The sequence below is a fragment of the Weissella sp. ESL1156 genome (assembly GCF_058505625.1).
On the sequence record NZ_CP196372.1, the window covers coordinates 368,889 to 395,472 of the forward strand.

Annotated in this window: 20 protein-coding genes and 1 CRISPR repeat array; of the genes, 18 read left to right on the forward strand and 2 right to left on the reverse strand. The window is 33.2% G+C overall.

Going from position 1 to position 26,584, the window contains the following annotated elements; all coding sequences use genetic code 11:
* The first annotated feature begins 55 nt into the window (after positions 1–55).
* The 12 genes from ACSKY2_RS01855 (at position 56) to ACSKY2_RS01910 (ending at position 15,498) form a co-directional block, all read left to right on the forward strand.
* Positions 56–1,039, forward strand: coding sequence for a S66 family peptidase (locus ACSKY2_RS01855; RefSeq protein WP_489877913.1), 984 nt, complete (start codon positions 56–58; stop codon positions 1,037–1,039).
* Positions 1,040–1,630: 591 nt separating this feature from the next.
* The gene (locus ACSKY2_RS01860; RefSeq protein ID WP_491737201.1) at positions 1,631–2,767 is read left to right on the forward strand and encodes an alpha/beta fold hydrolase; all 1,137 of its coding nucleotides are present in this window, start codon (positions 1,631–1,633) and stop codon (positions 2,765–2,767) included.
* A gap of 140 nt (positions 2,768–2,907) precedes the next feature.
* Positions 2,908–3,735, forward strand: a complete 828-nt coding sequence (locus tag ACSKY2_RS01865) for a CPBP family intramembrane glutamic endopeptidase (RefSeq protein WP_489877915.1) — start codon at positions 2,908–2,910, stop codon at positions 3,733–3,735.
* A gap of 183 nt (positions 3,736–3,918) precedes the next feature.
* Positions 3,919–5,598: an alpha,alpha-phosphotrehalase gene (locus ACSKY2_RS01870; protein ID WP_489877916.1), complete on the forward strand. Its 1,680-nt coding sequence runs from the start codon at positions 3,919–3,921 to the stop codon at positions 5,596–5,598.
* A gap of 132 nt (positions 5,599–5,730) precedes the next feature.
* Positions 5,731–9,801 carry a type II CRISPR RNA-guided endonuclease Cas9 gene (cas9, locus tag ACSKY2_RS01875; protein WP_489877917.1) on the forward strand — a complete coding sequence of 1,357 codons (4,071 nt, stop codon included), beginning with the start codon at positions 5,731–5,733 and terminating at the stop codon, positions 9,799–9,801.
* 221 nt (positions 9,802–10,022) lie between these two features.
* Positions 10,023–10,901 (forward strand): type II CRISPR-associated endonuclease Cas1, encoded by an 879-nt coding sequence (cas1, locus tag ACSKY2_RS01880; protein ID WP_489877918.1) that lies wholly within the window; start codon positions 10,023–10,025, stop codon positions 10,899–10,901.
* 11 nt (positions 10,902–10,912) lie between these two features.
* Positions 10,913–11,218, forward strand: coding sequence for a CRISPR-associated endonuclease Cas2 (gene cas2, locus ACSKY2_RS01885; protein ID WP_489877919.1), 306 nt, complete (start codon positions 10,913–10,915; stop codon positions 11,216–11,218).
* Positions 11,215–11,907, forward strand: coding sequence for a type II-A CRISPR-associated protein Csn2 (csn2, locus tag ACSKY2_RS01890; protein WP_489877920.1), 693 nt, complete (start codon positions 11,215–11,217; stop codon positions 11,905–11,907). Before cas2 ends, csn2 begins: the two co-directional genes overlap by 4 nt.
* A 32-nt stretch (positions 11,908–11,939) precedes the next feature.
* Positions 11,940–13,031: a CRISPR direct-repeat array (repeat unit 36 nt; unit sequence GCTTTAGATGTATGTCAGATTAATTGGTTCGAATAC).
* A gap of 139 nt (positions 13,032–13,170) precedes the next feature.
* Complete coding sequence (locus tag ACSKY2_RS01895; protein WP_489877921.1) at positions 13,171–13,446, forward strand: hypothetical protein; 276 nt, start codon at positions 13,171–13,173, stop codon at positions 13,444–13,446.
* 24 nt (positions 13,447–13,470) lie between these two features.
* On the forward strand, positions 13,471–13,773 hold the full coding sequence (locus tag ACSKY2_RS01900; protein ID WP_489877922.1) for an alpha/beta hydrolase-fold protein: 303 nt from the start codon (positions 13,471–13,473) through the stop codon (positions 13,771–13,773).
* On the forward strand, positions 13,770–13,904 hold the full coding sequence (locus ACSKY2_RS01905; RefSeq protein WP_489877923.1) for a hypothetical protein: 135 nt from the start codon (positions 13,770–13,772) through the stop codon (positions 13,902–13,904). Before ACSKY2_RS01900 ends, ACSKY2_RS01905 begins: the two co-directional genes overlap by 4 nt.
* 742 nt (positions 13,905–14,646) lie before the next feature.
* Positions 14,647–15,498, forward strand: coding sequence for a MurR/RpiR family transcriptional regulator (locus ACSKY2_RS01910; protein WP_489877924.1), 852 nt, complete (start codon positions 14,647–14,649; stop codon positions 15,496–15,498).
* A gap of 121 nt (positions 15,499–15,619) precedes the next feature.
* On the opposite strand, the gene ACSKY2_RS01915 is transcribed toward ACSKY2_RS01910, so the two are convergent.
* The gene (locus tag ACSKY2_RS01915; RefSeq protein ID WP_489878219.1) at positions 15,620–15,733 is read right to left on the reverse strand and encodes a hemopexin repeat-containing protein; all 114 of its coding nucleotides are present in this window, start codon (positions 15,731–15,733) and stop codon (positions 15,620–15,622) included.
* Between the two features lie 110 nt (positions 15,734–15,843).
* Here ACSKY2_RS01915 and hxlB point away from each other — a divergent pair, with 110 nt between their 5' ends.
* From hxlB to ACSKY2_RS01940, 5 genes are all read left to right on the forward strand, one after another.
* Positions 15,844–16,395 (forward strand): 6-phospho-3-hexuloisomerase, encoded by a 552-nt coding sequence (gene hxlB, locus ACSKY2_RS01920; protein ID WP_489877925.1) that lies wholly within the window; start codon positions 15,844–15,846, stop codon positions 16,393–16,395.
* A gap of 60 nt (positions 16,396–16,455) precedes the next feature.
* Entirely contained in the window at positions 16,456–18,444 is a 1,989-nt protein-coding gene (gene tkt, locus ACSKY2_RS01925; RefSeq protein ID WP_489877926.1) for a transketolase, read from the forward strand.
* A 141-nt stretch (positions 18,445–18,585) separates the two neighbouring features.
* A complete protein-coding gene (locus tag ACSKY2_RS01930; protein ID WP_489877927.1) occupies positions 18,586–20,481 on the forward strand; it encodes a glucose PTS transporter subunit IIA in 1,896 nt (631 codons plus the stop codon).
* A gap of 639 nt (positions 20,482–21,120) precedes the next feature.
* On the forward strand, positions 21,121–22,254 hold the full coding sequence (locus ACSKY2_RS01935; RefSeq protein WP_489877928.1) for a 5-methyltetrahydropteroyltriglutamate--homocysteine S-methyltransferase: 1,134 nt from the start codon (positions 21,121–21,123) through the stop codon (positions 22,252–22,254).
* Positions 22,255–22,841: 587 nt separating this feature from the next.
* Positions 22,842–23,183, forward strand: coding sequence for a helix-turn-helix transcriptional regulator (locus tag ACSKY2_RS01940; RefSeq protein ID WP_489877929.1), 342 nt, complete (start codon positions 22,842–22,844; stop codon positions 23,181–23,183).
* A gap of 262 nt (positions 23,184–23,445) precedes the next feature.
* On the opposite strand, the gene ACSKY2_RS01945 is transcribed toward ACSKY2_RS01940, so the two are convergent.
* Positions 23,446–24,723, reverse strand: a complete 1,278-nt coding sequence (locus ACSKY2_RS01945) for an MFS transporter (RefSeq protein ID WP_489877930.1) — start codon at positions 24,721–24,723, stop codon at positions 23,446–23,448.
* 439 nt (positions 24,724–25,162) lie between these two features.
* Between ACSKY2_RS01945 and ACSKY2_RS01950 the strand changes: the two genes are divergently transcribed.
* On the forward strand, positions 25,163–26,575 hold the full coding sequence (locus tag ACSKY2_RS01950; protein ID WP_489877931.1) for an amino acid permease: 1,413 nt from the start codon (positions 25,163–25,165) through the stop codon (positions 26,573–26,575).
* Positions 26,576–26,584: the final 9 nt, after the last annotated feature.

The following is a 26,584-nucleotide window of genomic DNA, read 5'->3' on the forward strand; positions in this document are numbered from 1 at the left end:
GAAAACAGGTAAATAAGATATTTTTTAATAAAAATATTTAGAAAGGAGATAATTTATGGAAAAAATTTATCCTAAAAAATTGCAACCTGGTGATGAAATCCGTGTTATTTCACCTAGTTCAAGTTTAGAAAAAATTGGTGGGATGCAAAATAATTTAATTGCTAAAAAACGTTTAGAAGATCTTGGCTTCAAAGTGACGTTTGGACAACATATTTATGAAAATGATCAACTATTTTCTGCTTCGATTTCATCAAGATTGGCAGATTTACATGATGCTTTTAGGGATAAGCAAGTTAAAGCAGTTATGACAACTATTGGTGGCTTTAACGCGAATGAATTATTACCTTATATTGATTGGACATTAATAAAAAGTAATCCTAAATTTTTCTTTGGTTATTCTGATACAACGAGTTTACATACAGCCATCTTTGCTAAAACAGGATTGGTGACATATTATTCACCAGCGTATTCTTCCTTTAAAATGGATGCATTGCAAGACTTTCAAACAAAACAATGGTTGCAAGTCGTATCAAATCAAGAAAAAGATGCGAATTATGATTTGGTAGCTAGTGATGTGTATACAAGTGATCCGTGGTATGACACATCGATGCCAAGGAATTTTTTGCCAAATAAATGGCAAGTTTATCACGGTGGCCGGGCAACTGGCACAATAATTGGTGGTAATATTCAGACTTATCATTTATTATTTGGCACTCCTTTTTTTAAAAGAATTGCGCAGCCAGTCGCATTTTTAGAGGAAGCTGAAGAAGATGATGCGGACGAATTTGATCGTCTTTTAGCGCAATTTTTACAAGTTTATCCAGATATAAGGGGATTAGTCATTGGTAGATTTCCTAAGGAATGCGGTATGACACATGATTTATTGTTGTACATATTAGATAAATATTCGTTGCTTAAACAAATTCCTGTCATTTATGATGTTGACTTTGGACACACGCAACCTATTTTTACCTTTCTTTTGGGTGGTGTAATTGAAATGAGCACAGAACCACTAAAGTTGAAAGTTTATGAGAAGTAATCTGATATGTTGGAGGTTAACTAGTGTTTCAATATAAAATATAGATCCACGCAGCAGTCGAAAATACACGAAGTAACAAAGTTGCTGAAAAAGGTGGCTTTCATTTAGATGGCTTCATTCGGGCAAATGAATTGTTAATAGATGGATGCCATGATGAGTATATATGGATGTTACTGAAGGACGATTGGGAAAATACCCTTTAATGATATAAAAATAGAATTATTTATTTAATGTTGAGAGAGCGATAATAAAGACGTTTTGCGGTCACCAGACCGTGAAGCGGGCAAAATTCGTTACATTGAGAATTCAGTCTTTGTGAACGCGTTTATGCTATAAAAATGACAGGCTTATAATTCAAACAATTTTAGCAAAAAGAGGTTGGAACATTGTCTTTTGTCCCAACCTCTTTTATTATTTGGAATAAAAAATGTCAGTAATTAGTTTGAAAGATTATTGCTTTTCAGTATTTCTTAAAAAGATGAGATATCATTTTAATACAAAACGAGAGCAAGCACTTGCTCTCAATGCTTAACGATGTTATAAATTAATGGTACTGAAATAATTAATTCGTGTTTTAAAAGAAAGGTGTTAATGATGTATAAAGAATACATGAAAAATGAACAATTTAATTTCCAAATCAATCGTTTCATGGAGCCATATTATAATGACGATGATATTCAAAATATCCTTATTGAGTCTGTTAAATATATTTCTGATCAGGAAAGCTGGTATACAGTTTGGTACAAGTTAGGTGATCAAGCTGAAAAAGCAAAGCACCATGGGTTAGCTTCAGCATATTTTCAAATGGCTGATTTCTTTTTAATTGAGAAAGATGTTCGTAAAAAAGAGACTTATCGTCGTTTTTCAGAAAATTTCTATCAAAGTATTGATACATCAAAATTAATCTTTGATAAAGTCCCTTATCAGCAAGGTTATATGCCTGTCGTTCGTATTAATCATAAAAATGCAAACAAGACAATTATTTTTCATGGTGGTTTCGATTCATATATGGAGGAAATCATACGTTTGACATTTTCACAAGGTATGTACGATGGTCTACCAAACTATAATTTCATTTTATTTGAGGGCCCTGGGCAGGGAACTTGTTTAAAAACCGGGGTACCATTAACCCATGAATGGGAAAAGCCAGTTGGTGCGCTTCTTGATTATTATCAAATTGAGGCAGCTGATATTTTAGGAATGTCACTAGGCGGTTATCTAGCAACACGTGCAGCTGCTTATGAACCACGTATTCAAAAGGTACTAGCCTATGATGTGATGTATGATTTAGCTGAATCGTTAATTATGAAGATGCCAGCTGCGGCTGAAATTGTACCTAAATTAGCTGGTGATTCAATATTACAGAATAAGTTCAATGCGATTTTAGTAGAAAAAGCAAGAGATAATGTTGACTTAACTTTTAAATTGCAAAAAGGAATGGATATCACGTTAACGAAGCGACCTGTAGATTTTGTGATGGAAGCAGCTAAGTATACGATGAATGGCAAATTAGATCGTATTACACAAGATGTTTTATTAATTGGATGTACAAAAGATTTGTATGTTCCTGCTGAAACAGCTGCAAAAGAAGCCTTACAATTGGTCAATGCACGTTCTATTACTAGCAAAGTTTTTACTGAAAGAAGTGGTGGCGAGCGTCATTGTCAAGTTGGCGATAAACAATTAGCTGCTAAATGCATTATCAGTTTCTTAAATGAAAACTTTTAAAAAATTGGCTATTTCTGTTGATAATGAATTTTTGTGGTTTCTTTTAATCTCAAAGTACGTTGTCATATTGGGCGTATCAGTTAAAAAAAGTGAGGTCATATGATTGTTAGATACCAAAATTCGGAGGTTAAAGGTTAATTGTGAAGAAATTAATTTCGAATAAGTATGTGAGATTAGGTAGTATTATAATTGGGTCATTTATTATTTTGATTAGTTTAGTGATGATTCGAGATGTTTTATTCTATAACGTTTTAGGTCAATTTGGTTTGATTAAACATGACCAACCTACGGCATTTTTGGGGACAACACTGTTTTTCTTAGGATCAATATTGTTAGCAATACTACCAAAATTGATTCTGAACATTAAGTGGCCTGTCAAGTTTCATTTCAGTATCAAAAAAAATATCAATTGGCTGTCGATTGTTCCACTTCTTTTGGCGATAATATTACCAACGTGTGATCAAATAATTGATTCTATCAAAGCTTTATCACACATGGAGATTGATGCCATTTATGCGGATATTGTCATTGGCAGTCAACCGGGATTTTTTGAGGAGTTATTAATACGCGGCACTATTTTTATACTGCTGCTGCGGTTTTTTAATGGTTCAAAATGGCAAATATTTATGGCAACTATCATTTCTTCGTTGATTTTTGGATCAATACACTTTATTAACTTATCAGGAGGTGAAGCGCCACTAGAAGTGATTCAACAAGTTGTGTACGCAACTGTTTTTGGAATTGGTTTTGCAATTCTCTATATTAGAACGGGTTCGTTATGGCTACCAATTATTATCCACTCTTTTGTAGATATCACCTCGCTGATTCAAAACAGTTCGGGAGCAATGACATGGACTGAAGTGATAATTGGTTTTTTGCCAGTATTGATTATTTCATTATGGATGATTCGACCATCAGCACCTGGCAGTATGTTAAAGGAAACAGACGATACAATTAGCCAATTTTGATATATTTAGCACATATTAAAAGATTTTAGAAGACAGTGGGTTTTGAAGTGTGCTTGGAAGTTAAAGTAAAAATTTAACTTCTAAGCGCACTTCTTTTTTGTTTCTTTTTAATATGTTTATAGCGATTGCAAAAATCAAACATGATATGATAAAGGTATGTGAAATTACCATATAAAGGGGAATATGATGACAAGTGAATGGTGGCAAAAAGCAGTTGTGTATCAGGTGTATCCACGTAGTTTTCAGGATACTGATGGGGATGGTATGGGAGATATTCCCGGTGTGATTAAGCGATTACCTTATTTAAAAAAATTGGGAATCGATGTTGTTTGGTTAAGCCCAGTTTATCAATCGCCAAATGCTGACAATGGTTATGATATTAGTGATTATCAAGCCATTCAACCGGCATTTGGGACGATGGCAGATATGCACGAGTTGTTCCAGAAAGCCCATGAATTAGATTTAAAGATTATGATGGATTTGGTGGTTAATCATACATCTGATGAGCACGCATGGTTTAAGCAAAGTCGGGTATCAAAAGATAATCCATACCGTGATTTTTATATTTGGCGTGATCCAGTTGACGGTCATGAGCCTAATAATTGGGCGTCTGATTTTGGTGGATCAGCCTGGGAGTATGATGCGCACACTGGTCAATACTATTTACATATCTTTTCAAAGAAACAACCTGATTTAAATTGGGAGAATCCAAAGTTACGTCAAGCTATTTATGACATGATGAACTGGTGGTTGGCACAAGGTGTTGATGGGTTCCGTATGGATGTGATTAATTTAATTTCAAAAGATATGCAGTTTCCAGATGATCCCAATGTTGTTGTTGGTCAACATAGTTCATCAATGGAGATGGTTGCAAATGGGCCTCGTGTTCATGAATTTTTGCGTGAAATGAATGAAAAAGTGTTATCAAAAGTTAATATTATGACAGTTGGTGAAACACCAGGTGTTACACCGGCAGATGCAATAAAATATACCGGTTTTAACGCGCATGAGTTACAGATGGTTTTCCAATTTGAACATACGACTATTGATGATAGTAAAGAAGGGCTAGGTAAATGGAGTGATGAGCGTTTTTCATTAGTTGATCTAAAACGTGTTTTATCAAAATGGCAAAATGAATTAGACGGTAAAGCTTGGAATAGTTTGTATTGGAATAATCACGATCGACCACGTGTCGTTTCACGTTTCGGTGACGAGCGTCCTGAGTATCGTGAATTATCAGCTAAAATGTTGGGAACTGTTTTACATTTTATGCAAGGAACGCCCTATGTATACCAAGGTGAAGAAATTGGTATGACAAATATTAAGTATGATGATATTCACGATTATCAAGACATTGATACTTTGAATGCCTATCAAGATTTAGTTATGAAACAACATCGTATATCACCTGATCAAATGATGAAATATGTTTATCATTCATCACGTGATAACGCTCGAACACCAATGCAATGGGATAGTAAGGCCACGGCTGGGTTTACGACTGGGACACCTTGGCTTCAGGTCAATGAAAATTACCCAGAAATTAATGTCACACAGGCATTAGCGGATAATCATTCGATTTTTTATTATTATCAATCTTTGATTAAGTTACGCCATGAACTACCAATTATCACAACAGGACACTATGAATTGTTGGCATCTGATGATGAAGACGTTTATATGTATAAGCGAATCGCTGATAAGGAAGAATTATTAATTATTGCTAATTTTACAGATCATAAAGTCATTCGTAAATTGGTAATACCCCAAAATGCCGAAAAGATTATTAGTAATTATCGGGATGATGCCGATGACGTGCTAAGACCATATGAGGCAAAGGTTTATCGGTATTTTACAAAATAGACTATTTAGTTGAGCGAGTTTGAAATATCTGTCTTTTTTTATACTAAAAAAATGATAATGATGTATAATATATATATTGGGCAAAGTAATAATATATAATGTAAAAATAAACTAAACAAAGGGGATTTAGCGATGACGTACAGTGTAGGATTAGATATCGGAACTGGGTCAGTTGGTTGGGCAGTAATCGATCAAAATTATCGTATTGAGCGTGCAAAAGGTAAGAATTTAATAGGGGTTCGTTTATTTGATTCGGCGTTAACGGCAGAGGATCGACGATCACATCGGACAACTCGACGTCGTTTATCACGTCGTCGTTGGCGTTTACGTTTGTTGAATGAAATTTTTGCACCTCAATTATTGAAAATAGATGAAAATTTTTTGGCTAGATTAAAGTATTCATGGGTTAATCCAGCTGATACAAAAAATCCACAATTCAATGATGGCCGTATTGGCAATGCAACAGTGCTTGGTAGTAGTGAAGCTGATAAAGCATATTATCAGAAATATCCAACCATTTATCATTTGCGATTAGCTTTGATGCAGGATACTGAAAAACATGATTTGCGTGAAATTTATATGGCGATTCATCATGCAGTTAAGTATCGTGGCCATTTCTTAATGACTGGTGAAATTGATGCAAATAATGTTTTTGAGGCAGCATCATTTTTAGATATATTGAAATCGTGGTCGCTTGGTGAAGATACCATGTTATTGTCAGATGGGGATGTTGATGCTTTTGAAACAGCTTTAACGAATCAAACTATTAATCGTACCAAGCGTGTTGAAGACGCAACGGCTGCATTAACTGGTGTGGATTCTAAGATTAGCAAAAATGCGGTTAAGGCGATTTTGACGGCAGTTGTTGGTAATAAATTTGATATTATTAATGCATTTAATCTAGATATTACAGATAAGGATGACAAAAAACAGTTACGTGACATTAAATTTAGTGATGCTGATTATGACGATAAAATACAAGCAATTTTTGATTTAGGCTATTTAGATGATGACCAACAATCATTAATTACAAAGTTGAAAATTGTTTATGATGGTTTGACAGTTAAAGAATTACTAGGTAAGCAAACATCAATTTCTGCCGCCATGGTTAAACTATATGATATGCATCATGCGCAATTACAGACATTACGTCAATTACGCAACCGCGAAAATAAAAAAGATTTTGATGCAAATTATAAGTTGTGGTTGAAAGCAGATTCAGATGATACGAGGAAGAAACCAGGTAAGTATTTTAAAGCGTTAATTGCAGATTCTGAATTACCTGAAAAAGCCGAATATTTAAATTTGTTGGATACTGGTAACTTTTTGCCAGTCCAACGTTCAAAAGAAAACGGCTCAATTCCGCACCAGTTGCATTTAAATGAAGTACGACAAATTATTAAGCAACAAAGTAAGTACTATCCATTTTTAGCTGACGTATATGCTGACCATAAAGAATCTAAAATTGCAGAACTACTAATATTTAGGGTGCCATATTATGTTGGACCTTTAGTTAGTGAGAAGGATAGTCAGCAACAATTCAAAGATCCAAAAAATCATTGGATGGTGCGTAAGAATAATCAAACCATTACGCCATGGAACTTTGATGAGGTAGTTGATAAAGATTCATCAGCTAAAGCATTTATTGATCGTTTAACTGGTACCGATACGTATCTAATTGGTGAGCAAACTTTGCCTCAAAATTCTTTGTTGTATCAAAAGTACAATGTTTTACAAGAATTAAATAACGTGCGCTTAGATAATCAACGTTTAGATGTTGACTTGAAGCAAGATATTTACAATTATATTTTTAAAGTGAAAGTACACGTTTCTAAGACTGATATTGAAGATTATGTGTTACAAAAAATTGGCCGTAGAATGAAGTTAACTGGTTTGTCTGACGAAAAGTATTTCAATAATAGTTTGGATAGTTATCATTATTTGAGAAAAACGTTAGGTGAACATTTTATTGAGAGTCATAAAATTAATGAACTCGATGAAATTATTACCTTACAAACAGTTTTTGAAGATAAAGCTGTATTGGCGCATCAATTGAGTCAGGTTGAGATTGCATTGACGCCACAACAAATCAATAAATTAAAGAGCAAGCATTGGACAGGTTGGGGTCGCTTATCAAAAAAACTATTAACGACACCAATTGTTGCAAATGGTAATCAAATTAGACCTAATGAATTTTCAAATCCAAGTGGTAAACATAGTATTATTGATACTTTGTTTGCAACACAATTGAATTTGATGGAAATCATTAATAATAATCAAGATACTTATGGCGTTCAAGCTTGGTTGGCTCAAGAAAACCAGGCTTCTGAAGATGGAGCTGATGTTTATGGTTTGATTCAAGATTTGGCTGGTGGTAAAGAGATTAAACGTGGTATTACCCAGTCATTCAGAGTATTGGACGATATTGTACGTGCTAAAGGTGAAGAACCAGACCGTGTTTATATTGAATTTGCTCGTGAAACTCAAGAGAGTAAGCGAACGGTTTCAAGATTTAAGCGAATGCAAGATTTGTATAAAGCAGCCGGCTTGAAAGACTTAGCTAAGCAATTAAATGCCGAATCGCCAGATGATTTTAAAGATGATCGTTTGTACCTATACTATCTACAACAAGGTAAAGATTTGTATACTGGGGATTCGTTGAATATCGATAAGTTAAGTAGTTATGATATTGATCATATTGTGCCACAAGCATTTACTAAGGATAATTCAATTGATAACCGTGTTTTGGTAAGCAGTCAAGCCAATCGAGAAAAGTCAAATGCTGGGGGTGTTTCGCAAGCTATCCGTAATAAGTGTAAGCCACTTTGGCAAAAACTAGTGCGTGATGGCTTTATGTCACAAGCTAAGTTTAATAATTTAACAATGAATATTAGTGACAAACAAAAAGAACGATTTATTGCCCGTTCATTAGTTGAAACGCGTCAAATCATTAAGAACGTTGCACAATTAATTGATGTACACTTTGAAAATACGAAGGCGGTTGCCATTAGAGCTAGTTTAACTGGCGATATGCGTCGTTATATTAATGTGCCTAAAATTCGTGATTTGAACGATTATCATCATGCCCATGATGCGTTAATGATTGCTACTGTCGGCGAATACATTGAGAATAAGGGCTTCTTTAAGCAAGGTCAGTTATCTGACAATGCTAATAATGAATATAATCGTTACACAAAAGAATGGATAGCACGAGCACGTAAGGACACAAAATATGCTCGAAAGAATCCATTTACTTTTGTCGTTGGATCAATGAGAAATGCCACACGTGGCGCATTAGATTTGGAAACGGGTGAATTAGTTCCTGAAGAAAATGATTTTTGGAGCCAAGATAATCTTGATTATATTCGGAAAGTATTGTTCTGGAAGAATATATTAGTTACTCGTAAGACGAGCATGAAGCGGACACGGCTGTATGGAGAGACGATTTTACCTGCTAGTGACGTGCATGCATCTATAAAGTTGAATAAACAAAAAGACACGGAACTATATGGTGGATTTACAAAGGTTGAATCAGCAGCCATGATGCTTGTTAGAGCAGATGGTAAAAATCGTTTATTAAATGTACCTGTCATGATTGCTAATCAGATTGATCATCACCAGTTAACAGTCCAGAAATATGTTGACAGTTTGAATATTCGAAAGTTTGATAAAGTATTGAAATATCCATTGCCGCTTAAGACGAAAATTGAAGATGAAGGTAGTGTTTATTATGCTGTAACTTATCAAATGCAGCATAATGCAAAGCAATTGTGGCTAAATAGGCATGATTATGATATTTTGGCAGGTAGGGCTGTTGTACGTGAACAGTTCAGTACTGAAAAATATCAGGAATTGACATTACAAGAACAATTAGAAATATTTGATATTTTGGTTAATGATAAAGTTGCTGACAGGTTGAAGTTTTATAATCATGATATAGAGCATCTTTTAGAAGTCAGAAATTTGTTTGTGGAGGCATCTTCAGAAATTAAAGCTAAATTAGTTTCAGAATTACTATATATATTACATGATGATGCAGGATGGCTTGATCCAGTGAGAAAGAATTTAGGGATTAAAGCAAAACCAGGGTGGAGTAAATTACAAAAAATTGGTGGAATGGTTTTATCTGATAATGCTCAAATAATATCTGAATCACCAACAGGACTATTTGTTAATAAAATTTTGATAAAAGACTTGCTATAGATAAGATTCAGTAAGTAATAAAAGACCCGCAAGTATTTTAAATACCTGCGGGCTTTCTATGTATGCCCATAGGGGCCAATAAAGTTGTAAACTCAGCCGAAGCTTTGTGTTACTTTAATTCTGTATGTCAGATTAATGGGTTCGAATCACTAATCTTAGAGAGTGATGAATCTCCCTATGAATAAATTATAACATGTTTTCATAATAATGGGGGAAAACTTATGGGATTTAGAACGGTTGTTATTACAAAACATTGCAAGATTAGTTATAAAGCCGGTCATGTTGTAGTCCAGACAGATAAAGATGTGCAACTTGTGCCGTTATCAGATATTAATGTGTTGTTATTGGGGACAACGCAGTCTGTTATAACTGGTCATGCCATGATGAAGTTATTAGAAAATGATATTAAAGTTATTTTTAGTGATCAAAAAGGCTTTCCAATTGGAGAAGTAAATGGTTATGGGGGACATAATCAAAGAAATGAGCATATTAAGAAACAGTTTTTATGGTCAACTGAACGAAGATATCTGTTATGGCAAGAAATTGTTATCAATAAAATTCAGGAACAAAAAATGTGTTTAAATGAATTCAGTTTAGATAGTAGTGGGTTTGATCAACTTATTTTAGATTTAGAACCGGGAGATGTGCGTAATCGGGAAGCAGTTGCAGCTCGTATGTATTTTCCACGTTTGTTTGGTAAAAAGTTTAATCGCAAAGACGATGAAAACGATGTCAATGCAAAATTAAACTTTGGTTATCAAATATTATTATCAGCTATGGCGAGAGAAATTCATTTAAGTGGCTACTTAACAGAAATTGGCATTCATCATGATAGTTTAAATAATGAGTGGAATTTAGCGAGTGATTTAATGGAGCCTTTTCGGCCAATTGTGGATAGAATTGTCAAAAATAATGAAGTAGGGAAGCTAGATAGAGACACTAAAATTCAATTGGTAGATTGTTTGAATGACGAAATTACAATAAATGGTCATCAAAGTATTGTGACAAATGCGATGCATGAACTAGTCAGAAATGCATTTATCTTCTTAGATAGTACAGATAAGGATAATATGAACTTTACATTGGAGATAAAAATATGAGGTATCGCATAATGAGAATGTTAGTATTTTTTGATTTACCAACACTGACGAGTGATGATCGACGGAACTATAGAAAATTTCGGAAGACGTTAATTGATGAGGGTTTTTTAATGATCCAATATAGTGTTTATATGCGAATAACCATTGATAAACAGGCAGCCAAGTTTATGGAAGAACGTTTGGCTAAAATTGTACCCGATGATGGTGTTGTACAAACACTAATTGTAACTGAAAAGCAATATCAAAGTATGCGCTTTTTAGCTGGTAGACCAAGTGATGATATTAAGAATAAGGATAATAGGTTGGTCATTATATGAAAACATTAACGATTTATCCATACGAATCATTTGATATTGATAATGGTGTTACTTTATTTGAGTCAACAAATGCACAGCTTATTTGGAAATTGAGTCAATTTTTTAATGGCATACCAAATGAATTTGCTGTATTAAGTGAGTCAAATAAACCAATTAACGTCAATAAAGTGGTAACTTATGTTGGTGATTTAACAACATTTCCTAATTTAAATATAATTTTCGGTAAAAAAATTATCAATCATTTTATTGATCATTGTGATAGTGATCTTATGCGTAATATTCAATTGGAAGATGCTAAGATTAAAAGTCAGGTTATGCAAACTATTTTTAATAACGATTTACCGTTCCAAATTACAGAATCGTTCGATATTAATCAGCTATTAAAATATTTAAATTTATCTATTTCTGATATAGAATATGACTCAGTATATGATATAATTATTAACATAGTTGATATAGCAAATCGTATGAGTGATAATAGTTTATACGTATTTATAAATGCGAGATATTACTTGTATGATGAGCAGTTAATATCTTTAGCGAATGAAGCAAAAATCAAAGAGGTTTCGATTTTACTAGTTAGTTTGACTTTTGATAAAGTTATGTATGATGTTGCAGGAAGTGATGTCGTTTCATATTTTATAGATGATGATTTTGTTGATTTTAGGAGTGATGACCTAAAAAAATAAAATAAAATATTTGTAATACGAACATATGTTCAGCTTTAGATGTATGTCAGATTAATTGGTTCGAATACCAGGCACATCTAGTAAATGATATCCTAAACGCTTTAGATGTATGTCAGATTAATTGGTTCGAATACTGTGCCATTCGAGTAAATTCACACAATATTGCTTTAGATGTATGTCAGATTAATTGGTTCGAATACTTCAAGGCTGCCAGAGTCTGCTCTTGCTAAGCTTTAGATGTATGTCAGATTAATTGGTTCGAATACCCAGCTATGGCGCATACCTTTTACATTAACGCTTTAGATGTATGTCAGATTAATTGGTTCGAATACGTATACGGCTCTGCCTCTGACCTAGTAGAAGCTTTAGATGTATGTCAGATTAATTGGTTCGAATACTATGATTAACTACCGATTCAACATCAGTATGCTTTAGATGTATGTCAGATTAATTGGTTCGAATACAAATTAGGTGTTGACATCTCAATCAATCAGGCTTTAGATGTATGTCAGATTAATTGGTTCGAATACCATGTCCGGACTGCTGGATCTGACATACACGCTTTAGATGTATGTCAGATTAATTGGTTCGAATACCGTTTACTATAACTGTTTGGAATGAAAACAGCTTTAGATGTATGTCAGATTAATTGGTTCGAATACCAGTTGTTGATACTTCCTTAGGCATATTGGGCTTTAGATGTATGTCAGATTAATTGGTTCGAATACAAGATGACTGGTTTATCAAGCAGGCACAAGGCTTTAGATGTATGTCAGATTAATTGGTTCGAATACCCAAGGTGTATACAGTCGTTGAACGAGACCGCTTTAGATGTATGTCAGATTAATTGGTTCGAATACAATTCGCCTCTAAATGATATAACACTTTTGGCTTTAGATGTATGTCAGATTAATTGGTTCGAATACGACAAGCAGTTACTTGCGTTAGTCCGTTCAGCTTTAGATGTATGTCAGATTAATTGGTTCGAATACTGGTGCTGCTCTAAAATTTCCAAACATCTTGCTTTAGATGTATGTCAGATTAATTGGTTCGAATACCAAACACCCTCAACGGAAACGTTGCAACAAGCTTTAGATGTATGTCAGATTAATTGGTTCGAGTATAATTATAAGTATTTAATAGTAAACACAAAAATTCTATTATCACAAAAATGTTGGTAATGGAATTTTTTCAATCCTAGGATATAAATCACATATTACAATATAGATATGCTGATATAGTACAGAAGAGGGAGAGACAATTATGGTAATTACTAACATCGAATTTTATTCTGAAAAATTACAAATGAATACAAAAATTAATGTTATATTACCAGAATATCCAGAACATCATGGCAAGGTATTGTTACTATTGCATGGCTTGAATGATGACGAAACGTCACGGCTAACACAGACAAGATTAGCAGCGTATGCTAGTAAATTTCAAATGACAATCATCATGCTACGTGCTGACCGTAGCTATTACACAAATATAATCGGTGGCAGCCAGTATTTTGATTATATTGCTGATGAAGTGTAGCACCGTTGTTGACAATGGTTTCATTTGCCATCTGATTCAAACAAATGTTTTATTGCTGGTGTGTCAATGGGCGGGTTTGGTGCGCTAAAAATTGGTTTAACGCACCCTGATCAATTCCAACAAATATTTGCGTTATCAGCAATGCCGGATATTGCAAAGCATTGGCGAAACCATCCTGACCGTAATAATTGGTATCATCGTTTGTTTGGCTCACCAGATCAGGTACCAGGATCAGAAAATGATATTGCATATTTAATTTCTCAACAGACAGAGAATGCGCCAGCAATTTGGCAACTTTGTGGTGTTGATGATCCATTTTATGCATGAATCAGACACTAAATCATCAGATTGAACAAAAAGGATTAAAACATGAGTTTCTGGAAGTACCTGGTGCACATGAATGGCAGGTTTGGGACCGCGCTATTCAACAAGTCTTAACTGTTATCAATTCAGAATAAAAAATCATATTATATGCAACGTGAATATTTTTAACGGTATATAAAATATCTCAGTTAAGTAGTTAGTAAAATGTTTAAATTTCAATTTTTGTGAAATATAGTCGGAAAAAATAGCAGACTAGTGAAGTGGAAGTATATTAATCTATTGCTGATTTTACGAAATTAATCTGACTTAAATATTAAAACTTAGTTTTATGAAAATTTTTATTTTTAGATCTAATTTATAGTACAAAAGATAAACGAAAACTTATTTTAACAAACTAGAATAGACCAAAAAATTTGTTGGTTAAAAGATACAGAGAAAAGAATTATTTTAAACATTAAGTAACTGAATTTTTCGTAAATTTAGCCGCTTTTTCTACTTTGTTGTTGGATGGCATTTTTTAAATATTGATCATTTTTTAATGAAAACTAGTTCTATTTATTGACACCAATATGTGTGTCTTTAATTTAATTGAAATTATTTAGACTTAATTTTTAAGTTTTATAACTAAGGTGTTTTTATACAATTTATATTATAATTTTGCCATGTATATGTTTTTTGTAGCCTCCAGTTAATACATGTAGTCAGAAATAATGATATTTATAATTGAAAAAATTAAAATATTTGGTTAGGATTTAGTGAGATATTCTTTAAATGTATAATTACTATATTAGTTAAGTGTTAATAAGAGTATGATATACATTATTAAAATGAATCATCTAGATTGCGTGTTTATGTAAATTAAAAGAGGAAAAATATATGAATAAAGGACAAGATGCAATATTTTCAATAAATAACATTTACGAAAAATTGTACAATAAAGAAAAAAAGGTTGCAGATTATATTTTAAAAAATCCACAAATTGTAGCAGGTATGACCGTTACGGAATTAGCTGAAGCAAGTAAAACTAGTGAAGCAACAATTATGCGATTATCAAAAAAAGCGGGTTTTAGAGGATTTTATCATTTAAAAATTGCATTAACACAGACCTTTGATCAAGAAGAAAATTACAGTAAAAAGGAGGTAGATTATACTGAAAATTTGAAAGAAAATATTGAAAAAATCATGGAAAATAAGAAAAGCGATCTTGAAAAAACTTTCCAAGGATTAGATTTAAAACAAGTAAAACAAGCATTGAAGTTGATTAAAAGTTCAAATACATTGTACATATATGCGGCAGGAAACACGAATAATATAGCAAACTATTCAAGTTATTTATTCAACCAAATTGGAATTAAAGCAATTAGCTCACCCTTACCTGAAATGCAAATTAATTTTGCATATCAAATGAAATCTGATGATCTTTGTTTATTAATTTCAGCTTCAGGAAGTACAACGCTTACAAATAATGTGGCTAAAGTCGCTCAAGACGCGCATGTGCCATGTATTGTAATTACTGAGGAAAGTCGCGCTCCTTTGTCACAGTTAGCCGACGTTTTGTTATTGAGTTCTCATCAACGAACTACTAGCATTCAATTGGTTACGGCTACCCAATTAATGGAAATGGCAATTATTGACTTGTTAATAACCTTGTTGACTACTGTAGAAAATGTAAAGTATGCAAAATATGGAATTAATCAGGAACAGCGTTTGGCTGAATATAAGAAATGATTTTTTTAAGAAGATTATTTGTTTAAAAAATATTATTAAGCAATATGAATAACTTTCTGCTCAATGTAGAGTAGAGTGCACAACAATTTTTATCAATTTGATAAGAGTATGCTAATTAAATTTAGTTATAAATAGAATTTACAAAAGATAGACCAGAATTTGAGGTATTTACCAGAAATTCTGGTCTATCTTTTGTACTAAAGTAAAGATAATAATCGCCATTAAAGAAATAAATTTTGTATTATTGTAATAATTGCGAAATTTATTTCTTTTTTGTTGAATAACGCGAAATTTGATGTTATTATACAGATGAAAACGTTTTCGTATATTTCAGAGGAGAATAAAATGACACAACTGACAGATAAAATTTTGAATGAAATCAAAATAGTGCTAGATAAAATTCCAGAACAACAATTTGATAATGCAAGCAATGCTATTTCCAAGGCAAATAAAATATTTGTTTTAGGATTGGGACGAGCGGGCTTTTCAATTAAATCTTTTGGAATGCGCCTAATGCATATGGGATACCAAAGTTTTGTTGTTGGTGAAACAATTACACCAGATTTTGAAAAAGGTGATTTATTAATTGTTGCTTCTGGTTCAGGGGAAACCAAACAACTAAATGATATGGCTCGTAATGCGAAAAAAATTGGGGGAAATGTATTAGCCATGACTACAAATAGTCAATCAACACTGAATAGTATTGCTGATTATTCGATAATTATTCAAGCTCCAAGTAAAAAAAATGCGGATAATGATTTTTCTTCAATGCAACCTATGGCTTCATTGTATGAACAGTGCGTTTTAATTGTTGGAGATTCATTAGTTCTCCATATTATGGATACTAATAATGAAATGAATGATGACATGTTTCAACGGCATTCCAATCTAGAATAACAAAATAAAATTGATTATTAGAAAATGTAGTTAATCCTGATTAAAAAAGGAGATTAATTTATGACAACTTATACTTTAAATGACCAAACAGCTGTTAATGCAATTCGTGCTCTTAGTATTGATATGATTGAAAATGCAGGATCAGGACATCCTGGGTTACCTTTAGATGCCGCTCCGATGTTATACGTATTGTATAAAAATTATTTGCGATTTGATCCTAGAAATCCAAATTGGTTTGGACGCGATCGATTTATTCTCTCAGCTGGACATGGTTCAGCTATGTTGTATTCTATATTGCATTTACTAGGTTATGATTTATCTATATCTGATTTAAAAGATTTTCGAAAATTAAATAGCAAGACTCCAGGGCATCCTGAACTTGGTACACCAGGTATAGATGCATCAACAGGTCCATTAGGACAAGGAATGGGTATGGCCGTTGGTATGGCAATGGCTGCTAAACATTTGGCTACTAAATATAATTCTGGAGAAAATCAATTAATTGATAATAAAATTTATACATTAGTTAGTGATGGAGATTTGATGGAGGGCATTAGTCATGAAGCTGCAAGTTTAGCTGGCCATCTTAAGTTAAATAATTTAATTGTATTATATGATTCTAACGATATTACATTAGATGCAAAAGCTGATAAATCAATGAATGATAACGTTAAGAATCGCTTTAGTGGATACAATTGGAATTATATTAAAGTAGAAGACGGTAATGATTTAACTGAAATTGATAATGCTCTTAATGTTGCTACTTCATCAACGAATGCGCCAACAATTATTGAAGTAAAGACGGTGCTAGGATATGGTTCACCTAAGGAAAATCAAACAGTTGTACATGGAAATCCCTTAGGTATAGAGGGGGTTGAAGAGACTAAAAAATTCTTTAACTGGAACTATGAACCATTTGATATACCTGATAAAGTTTATAAAACATACCAAGAAATTGTTCATGATAAGCAGGATTCACAAGAATTATGGAAGAAACGTCTTGAAACATTGCATCATGATGATGAATCCACGTATGAGAATTTGTTAGATCATTTAACTGGGAAAATTAAGATACCTGATTTTCATAATTTCAATTTAGCTGTAGAACCTGAAGCTACACGTAATACAATTCATAAATTATTACAACAAACAGTAGAAAGCGATTTTAATTTTTGGGGTGGGTCTGCAGATCTTTCTAGTTCTAATAAAACATATTTTGAAAATGATTCAGGATTTGAACCAGATAGTTATCAAAATAAAAATATATATTTTGGTGTAAGAGAATTTGCATCAGCAGCAGCAGTTAATGGAATTACAATATTTGGTGGGACAAAAGCTTTTACAAGTACGTTCTTTGTATTTTCCGATTATATGCGTAATGCAATTAGAATGGCAGCATTACAAAATATCCCATCTATTTTCTTGTTCAGCCATGATTCAATTGCATTAGGGCCGGATGGACCAACACATCAACCAATTGAACAACTTGATAGTATTCGCGCTATTCCGAACGTTACCTTATTCCGTCCTGCAGATTCCGCAGAAACACTTGAAGCTTGGAAAATTTCGTTAAATAATCAAGAGGGACCGGTTGTTATTGCTATGTCAAGACAGCCATTAGCACAACATCATACTCAGTCAATGATTCCTGAAGTGAATCGAGGAGCTTATGTCCTATCTTCAGCACATAAGAGTAATGCGGATGGAATATTAATGGCATCAGGTTCTGAAGTTGATCTTGCTTTACAAGCACAAACAGTATTATTCGATAAAGGTCATGATGTCACCGTTGTATCAGTACCAAGTCAAGAGTTATTTGACAGTCAAGAATTAGATTATCGTCAGAGTGTTTTACCAAATAATATTCGCAATCGCATGTCAATTGAAATGGGATCTACTCAATCATGGTCGAAATATGTTGGTATTGATGGAATTTCTATTGGAATTGATTCTTTTGGTGCGAGTGGTAATGCGGATGAATTGATAAAGCAACGTGGTTTTTCAGTTGAACATGTGGTAAATGAATACCTTGATCATTTTGATAAGTAATCAACAGAGGAAAAGCACTTTTATTGCGATTAAAATCTATTTCATAAAATTAATGAATTAAGAAGTGTATGTAGTGAACTATTGTTTTATAGCTACAATGGCTTTAATTATTTTCATTAAAAGTTAGATAGGAGCTTTAAAATGAAATATTCAGAAACAATAAATGAAATTTTGAAAGAAGTTGGTGGCCTTTCAAATATTGAAAATGTGACACATTGTGCAACACGATTACGATTTAAAATAAGTGATGAGAAAGTTGTTAATTTAAAGGAAATACAAAAATTACCACTTGTTTTAGGAGCAAGAATTGCTGAAGGAAATGAACTACAAACAATTATAGGAACTGATGTTGGTACAGCATATGATGAATTTATGGAAATTACAAATTTTAATGCTGATTACTCGGATAATAAAAGTGCAAAAAAAACATCAGTTAATTTAAGTCCAAAAAAAATTGGATCAATGATTATTGAATATATCAGTGGAACCGTTGCACCGGTAATACCAATTTATCTTGGTGCAGGAATGTTGATGGCTTTTTTGACAATCTGTACTAATTTTTTAGGGCTAAATCCCAATAGTGGTACTGTTGTTATTTTAAATAGTGCGGCTAATGCCGGGTTTTACTTTATGCCGATTGTCTTAGGGTGGTCTGCTGCAAATAAATTAAAAGCTGATCCTTCACTTGGGGCATTGTTAGGTATGACATTACTAGCCAGTGATATAAATAATAAAGCAGGATTAGACTTTTTAGGATTACCAATATCAAAAGTACAATACAATGGTTCATTTTTACCTATGTTGCTGGGGGCGGCATTCCTTGCTTTGGTTTATCGTTTCTTTAAAAATAAAATCCCGCAATCCATCAGATATTTTTTGTTACCATTAGTAACTCTTTTAATTTCTATTCCCGTTACATTAATTGTATTAGGACCTATTGGATACTTGTCTGGGACAGGATTAATGTGGCTGTTAAACTTGATAGCGTCACATTTCAAAATTTTGGCGATGGCCATTTGGGGATTATCTATACCACTTAGTATTATAACTGGAATGGATAAAGCAGTTTATTTTATAAATATGGAACATTTAAATACGGTTGGTTATGACAATATTTTCCTACCTGGTGGATTAGCTGGTAATGCAGCAATTGCTGGCGCTGCTTTAGCAGTTTGGTTTATTAGTAAAAATACGAAAATTAAATCTATTGGAGCAACATCAGGTATTACTGCATTAGTTGGAATTACAGAGCCAGCATTATATGGAATTCTTATTAACTTTCGTACGGCATTCTTTGGGGCTATGACAGGATCTGCTATTGGATCAGTTTTTGCAGGATTAATTAATTTAAAACAATATGTATACGCTGGCCCAGGTTTGGCAACATCGGCGGTTTATATTTCTCCTAATGGCAATATGACAAACTTTATTCTTTGCTTGGTAACTATTGGCCTATCTACAATTGCTGGTTTCGGGGCAACTTATTTATTCAGTTTAAAAGATAAAACACAATTTGATGGTGAGATTAGTGAAAACACTTCAAATAATAATATAGACATGAATCAGGTAAATTTAACGAAAGATGTTAATTTATATCAAATTTCAACTGGAGAATTAAAAAAGATAGAAGATGTTCCAGACCCAGTATTTTCGGAAAAAATGATGGGCGATGGATATGCAGTTCAGCCAAGTGGCGGAGATGTTTTTTCGCCAGTATCAGGAACGGTTGTCACCGTTGCAGATACTAAGCATGCAATTGGTATTAAATCAGAAAATAATTTAGAAGTATTGGTTCATATGGGGCTTGATACTGTTAGTTTAGAGGGACAAGGATTTGATATTCCAATCAAAGTTGGAGATAAAGTTAACAATGATACAATAATTGCTAAAATAAATCGACAAGTATTCCATGAAAAACAAAAAAACGATATAATTATGGTGGTTATTACTAATATGGATCAAGTAAATGAGATTAAATGGAATCAAAATAGTAATTCAGAAGTACATGATTTAGTTGCAAAAGTTAAATTGAATTGATGATAAAAGATGTGTACATCTTTTATTGATCAGAAAAAACATCTATAAAGGAGTATCAAAACGAAAAAAATTTTGATACTCTTTTATCATAGAATACAAATTATTGAGTAATATTAATAAATTTGAACGATATCATATAAAATTAAAAAACATTTTTAATGAATAGATACTTTTTTAATTATTCCTAATTAAATTTCAATATATCGTCAGCATTTATATTTTCTTAAGTGTTAATATTAGAATTTTAAATGAGAATATTTCCATTTAAGCCTTGACAATTTCAAACAGACGGATTAACATTAATTACAACTTAATAAGTAATTGCTAAGAAAAGATGAGTAATCAATGATAGAAGCTTTACAGAGAGTCATGGTAGCTGTGAAATGACAAGTGGATTTTGATGAAGATGGTCTTGGAATGCAAACGGACGGCAAGTTGAGAAATAAGTCGGTCGCGGTTCTGCCCGTTAACGTAGAAAGGTATAGCAAGTATTGTGTACCTGATAAGAGCATTGTTTGTAAAGATGATGTTAAAAGTGGGTGGTACCGCGTGAAAATTATATTGTTAATGACACGCCCCTAGAAGATAACGAGAGTTGTTTTCTGGGGGTGTTTTTTGTATAGAAAAGGAGAAATGACAATGGTTAGTCAAACAGCAACAAAGTTACATTATGATATTGTAGGAAGTTTCCTACGACCAAGTGAATTAAAGCAAGCACGTGAAGATTATGCAGCAAATAAAATTAGTTATGAACAATTGACAGCAGTGGAAGATGAAGCCATTCGTGATTTGGTTGCGAAGGAAATTGATGCTGGCTTAAAAATTGTGACTGATGGTGAATTCCGTCGCAGTTATTGGCATCTGGATACATTTTGGGGATTTGCTGGGATAAAACATACGATCCCAGAACATGGTTATCTATTTCATGATGAAGAAACGCGAGCTGACTCAGCACAGGTAGAAGGTAAGATTGCCTTTGATCCCAATCATCATGATGTCAAGGCTTTTAAGTTTTTACGTGACTTAGTAGCTGATGAAGATGACATTACACCACGTCAGAGTATTCCAGCGCCTGCACAGTTTTATGCAGAAATCGTGCGCGGCGAAGAAAATGTTGCAGCTGTAAATAAGTATTATGATAATCAAGAAGACTTGATTGCAGATATTGGTCAGGCATATCATGATTTGATTTTGGCTTTGTATGACGAAGGTTGTCGCGATGTCAAAATTGATGATTGTACTTGGGGTATGGTGGTTGATCATGACTTTTGGGAAGATATGACGAATGGTGATTTTGATTTGAATGATTTGCAAGATATTTATTTGAAATTAAATAACGCCGCAATAACAGATTTGCCCGATGATTTGCGTATCAGCACGCACGTTTGCCGTGGTAATTATCATTCAACATGGGCAGCTAAAGGCGGTTATGCACCAGTTGCTAGTCATCTATTAGCGCAAGAGAAAGTGGATGCTTTTTATCTAGAATTTGATGATGATCGTTCTGGTGATTTCGCACCTTTAGCTGAAGTACCAGAGGGTAAGCAAGTTGTACTTGGTTTAGTTACCAGTAAGAAGCCAGAATTAGAATCTAAAGAAACGCTAGTCGAACGAATTAAAGAAGCCTCACAATTTGTGCCTTTAGAGAACTTATCACTTAGCACACAATGTGGTTTTGCTTCAACTGAGGAAGGAAACAAGCTTACTGAACAACAAGAATGGGATAAAATTCGCTTAGTTGTTGAAACTGCCCAAGAAGTTTGGGGAGAATAAATTAGAAATAAAACAGGGTTGAAAGTCTCGTTAATAAAAGATTACTTCTACCTGATATAAAATGACGGCAAATAAGAAACATTATCAATTATAGTTCAAGTATTTTCATTTTTGTCTCAGTCTTTGTTACTAGCCTTTCAATAGTTGTATTTCACTCTGGAAGGTAAGCGATATAGTATAGTTGAAATGTATTCATTGTTCAAAAATGGTTTCATTGCTGATGTACATCAGGATGAGACCATTTTTTATTTTTGAATGAGTTTTCGGTTGAAATAGGAAGTGGAAAAAATTTTTTGAAAGTAGCTATGAATCACATATTAAATATTCTATAAATATTTTTGAAATCATGAATTCTATTTGGACCATAATGTACTGTTTTTGTCAGTTCAAATATTTGTGCCATTCTATAGTACAGATATTTATATTAGTCATAATTCAATGAGTGAGGATTTGAACTAATATGACAGAAAGTTGGGTTGCTTTTCTCGCAACTAGTGGTTGCATGGTTGTGCTCTGATGATTAGCGTGCTTTTCTAATCAGTTTGGTGCACAATGAGTACAAATAAATAGATAAGAGGCGTAGTCATATGACAACAATATTGGGTAAACGAATCAAAGAAGAGCGTGAGAAAAAAGATTTGACACAAGATCAATTAGCACAAACATTAAATGTTAGTCGACAGGCAATTTCTAAATGGGAGTTGGGAACTGCTTACCCTGATATTGAACGGTTAATTACATTGAGTGATTTTTTTAATATCTCATTAGATAATTTGATAAAGGGTGATGTAGATTTGAAAAATAGAATTACTATTGATGATAGTAGTCATTCTGAAACTAATTTTTGGGATTTTTTAATCCACGGCGGGTGGATCATTGTTGCGATTGTTTGGATTATTGGGACCGTTATCAAATCAGTTTGGAGCTAATGATTAGCTGAGTGTTTGAATAAAAACATGAACTGATAAACTGAAATGACCATTGATACACTAAACGGTACTGAACAGAGGTATTTAATTAAATAGTTTGCATATTAAGTAGCTGATTGTTTCATCAATTGTGCTACTTTTTGTTTACAATTTTGTGGGTAGAAACTACTTTTTGATAGTATGCTATGCTTGTTTTAAATTCTTATAATGAACGACATAAACGGACTTTAATAAAAATGATTACTTATCAAATCAACAATAATTATAATGTTGAATTTTTTGACGTTTCAAGCATGCGGACATAAACCAATAAACTGACTAGGATGGCAAAAGAAACGTAGAAAAAGAAAATATTTTCATGGCCAATACTCTTAGTCCATAAAGCGATATACTCGACAGTACCACCAAAGATAGCAACTGTTAAACCATAGGGTAATCCAACCCCTAGGGCTCTAATTTCAGTAGGAAACATTTCAGCTTTCACAATGGCGTTAATTGATGTGTAACCACTAACAATTAATAGACCTGCTAACATTAACAAAAAGACCATTACTGGACTTGAAACGTATTTTAATCCGATAAAAATTGGTACCGTTAGTAACGTCCCCATAATACCGAACCAATATAGTAAAGGTTTACGGCCGATTTTATCTGAAATTGCGCCAAATAATGGTTGAACAGCCATGAAAATTAAAAGGGCAGAAAAATTAATTGTGGTCACTGTTTGATTTGGTAACCCTAGAGTGTTAATCATATATTTTTGCATATAGGTAGTGTATGTATAAAAAGCAATCGTACCACCAAATGTTAAACCAATCACAGTTAGCACCTGACTAGGATATTGCATGAGTGTATGCAATGATCCACGAGATTGACCATTTTTTTCTTGGACGGAATTTTCGAATTGTTGTGTTTCATCCATTGATAGTCGTAGATACATCACTAAGATAGCACCCAATGCGCCAATAACGAAAGGGATACGCCATCCCCATGTTTGAAGTTGTACTTCATTTAGAAAGAATTGCAATATACCTTGAATTGCAAGTGCTGCCAGTTGACCACTAATCAAAGTAACATATTGAAAAGAAGCATAGTAACCACGACGATTTTGGGAAGCCATTTCTGATAAATAAGTTGCTGAAATACCATATTCGCCACCTAATGAAAGACCTTGAATCATTCGTATGATAACTAGTCCAATCGGCGCCAAGATACCAATGGTTTGGTAACTTGGCATCAATGCAATAATCATTGAGCAGGTAGCCATGATAGTCACTGACAAAGTTAGTGCAGCACGACGACCGCGAATATCAGCTAACTTTCCCATAATAAAACTTCCTAAGGGACGCATTAAGAAACCGACTGCAAAAACCCCAGCTGCACTTAATAGTTCTGTGGTCTGATTTGTACTTGGAAAAAAGGATGGTGCAAAATAAACCGTGAATGAGGCATAGATGTACCAGTCGAACCATTCGATCATATTACCTAAAGAACCTTTGATGATGTTAGCAGTAATTTGTCGTTGACTAAAATTTTGCATATCTGGCGCCCTTCTTTTTTTTACAAATAATAGTTAAAGAAACATGTGTTATTTCATTATAAAATAGGAGGATGTTAAGTTTAATAAAATTCGTTAGGTTTTCTAACATATTGATGGATAATAGCTAATTAAATTCTCATCATTAATTAATTTTTATCGAAAATATTTTTTCTAAATCGTTGATTAATTATCCAATAATAAAATTAATGACAAAAAAAGGTATAATAAAAACGATTATATATATTATTAATCTAATAATAATTTATTATATATATTAAATATACATATTAATTTTTATTTTAAATAGTAAGCGCTTTAAAATAAATCGTAAATAACGAACATTAACTCGATTTTATTGTATAAATTTCACATTTTTATTTTACAAATCATTTTGGCAGTGATAAACTCATTAAAATCAAATGAGAAAAGGAGAAAGAATATGTCATCATTATTTCGAAAAAAAGACATTAACGAGCTAACTATGAATGCTTCCCCGTTAAAGAGAACGTTACGTACTTGGGATTTAACTTTCTTAGGAATTGGAGCAATCATCGGAACAGGTATTTTTGTTTTGACAGGTAAAGGGGCGCTTACTGCTGGACCAGCCTTGTCTGTTTCATTCTTGATCGCCGCTATCTGTTGTGGTTTTGCTGGATTATGTTATGCCGAATTCGCATCAATGGCACCAGTTGCCGGTTCAGCTTACACGTATTCATATATTGCATTTGGTGAAATTATTGCTTTTATTATGGGGTGGGATTTAATTCTTGAGTACGCCTTAGGTGCAGCAACAGTTTCTGTTGGTTGGTCAGGTTATTTTGTTAATTTACTTGATAATATAGGGATACATATACCGACAGCCTTAACAGCTGCTGCGGGTACGACACCCGGTGTGACCACATATTTTAATTTACCTGCCTTTGTCATTGTTTTAATTATTACTTGGGTTATTTCAATTGGTATTACACAAACTAAGCGTGTCAATGATACGATGGTTATTATTAAGTTAGCTGTTATCATTTTGTTTATTGTTTGTACGATTTGGTTCATTAAGCCTGGCAATTGGCATCCATTTAGTCCATTTGGGATGTATTCTCGTACAAATGGTGTTGCAACTGGAATTATTCCCGCTGCTTCTATCGTTTTCTTTTCTTTTATTGGTTTTGATGCCGTTTCATCAAGTGCTGAGGAAACAATTAATCCTAGTAAAACACTTCCCAGAGGAATTTTATATTCTTTGTTAATTTCTACAGTCCTTTACATTATCATGACTTTGATTATGACGGGTGTTGTGAAATATAGTGTCTTTGAAAAATATTTGAATGCACCAATTTTAGCTGTTTTAGCAAAAACAGGGCAAACCTGGTTATCAATCATTGTTAGTTTAGGTGCCATTCTTGGTATGACAACTGTTATTTTAGTCCAATTGTACGGACAATCACGTATTAGTTATTCAATGTCTCGTGATGGTTTATTTCCAGAATTCTTTGGTCATGTTGATGAAAAGCATCAAACGCCATTTAAGGGAACATGGTTCTTTGGTATTATCACTGCTTTAGCAAGTGGCTTTATTAACTTAAATATTCTATCAGAATTGGTTAATATCGGAACTTTGACAGCATTTATTTTGGTATCAGCTGGTGTCATGATCATGCGTCGTACAAAGCCTGATTTGCATCGTGGCTTTAAAGCACCTTGGGTACCAGTAACACCATTGATTGCGATTGTGTTCTGTATTGTATTGATTGCTGGTTTGAATTGGGAAACATGGGTACGTTTCTTGGTTTGGTTAGCCCTTGGAATGATTGTATACTTTAGTTATGGTAAGCGTCATGCTGATCTAAAATTTTAAAAAGGAGTA

Bases quoted from the DNA above. Each gene is read 5' to 3' on its own strand.
- ACSKY2_RS01870 (WP_489877916.1), top strand. From the start codon at position 3,919: ATGATGACAAGTGAATGGTGGCAAAAAGCAGTTGTGTATCAGGTGTAT.
- ACSKY2_RS01860 (WP_491737201.1), top strand. From the start codon at position 1,631: ATGATGTATAAAGAATACATGAAAAATGAACAATTTAATTTCCAAATC.
- tkt (WP_489877926.1), top strand. From the start codon at position 16,456: ATGACAACTTATACTTTAAATGACCAAACAGCTGTTAATGCAATTCGT.
- ACSKY2_RS01905 (WP_489877923.1), top strand. From the start codon at position 13,770: ATGAATCAGACACTAAATCATCAGATTGAACAAAAAGGATTAAAACAT.
- cas1 (WP_489877918.1), top strand. From the start codon at position 10,023: ATGGGATTTAGAACGGTTGTTATTACAAAACATTGCAAGATTAGTTAT.
- ACSKY2_RS01950 (WP_489877931.1), top strand. From the start codon at position 25,163: ATGTCATCATTATTTCGAAAAAAAGACATTAACGAGCTAACTATGAAT.
- ACSKY2_RS01940 (WP_489877929.1), top strand. From the start codon at position 22,842: ATGACAACAATATTGGGTAAACGAATCAAAGAAGAGCGTGAGAAAAAA.
- cas9 (WP_489877917.1), top strand. From the start codon at position 5,731: ATGACGTACAGTGTAGGATTAGATATCGGAACTGGGTCAGTTGGTTGG.
- ACSKY2_RS01935 (WP_489877928.1), top strand. From the start codon at position 21,121: ATGGTTAGTCAAACAGCAACAAAGTTACATTATGATATTGTAGGAAGT.
- ACSKY2_RS01930 (WP_489877927.1), top strand. From the start codon at position 18,586: ATGAAATATTCAGAAACAATAAATGAAATTTTGAAAGAAGTTGGTGGC.
- csn2 (WP_489877920.1), top strand. From the start codon at position 11,215: ATGAAAACATTAACGATTTATCCATACGAATCATTTGATATTGATAAT.
- ACSKY2_RS01855 (WP_489877913.1), top strand. From the start codon at position 56: ATGGAAAAAATTTATCCTAAAAAATTGCAACCTGGTGATGAAATCCGT.
- cas2 (WP_489877919.1), top strand. From the start codon at position 10,913: ATGAGAATGTTAGTATTTTTTGATTTACCAACACTGACGAGTGATGAT.
- hxlB (WP_489877925.1), top strand. From the start codon at position 15,844: ATGACACAACTGACAGATAAAATTTTGAATGAAATCAAAATAGTGCTA.
- ACSKY2_RS01945 (WP_489877930.1), bottom strand. From the start codon at position 24,723: ATGCAAAATTTTAGTCAACGACAAATTACTGCTAACATCATCAAAGGT.
- ACSKY2_RS01910 (WP_489877924.1), top strand. From the start codon at position 14,647: ATGAATAAAGGACAAGATGCAATATTTTCAATAAATAACATTTACGAA.
- ACSKY2_RS01895 (WP_489877921.1), top strand. From the start codon at position 13,171: ATGGTAATTACTAACATCGAATTTTATTCTGAAAAATTACAAATGAAT.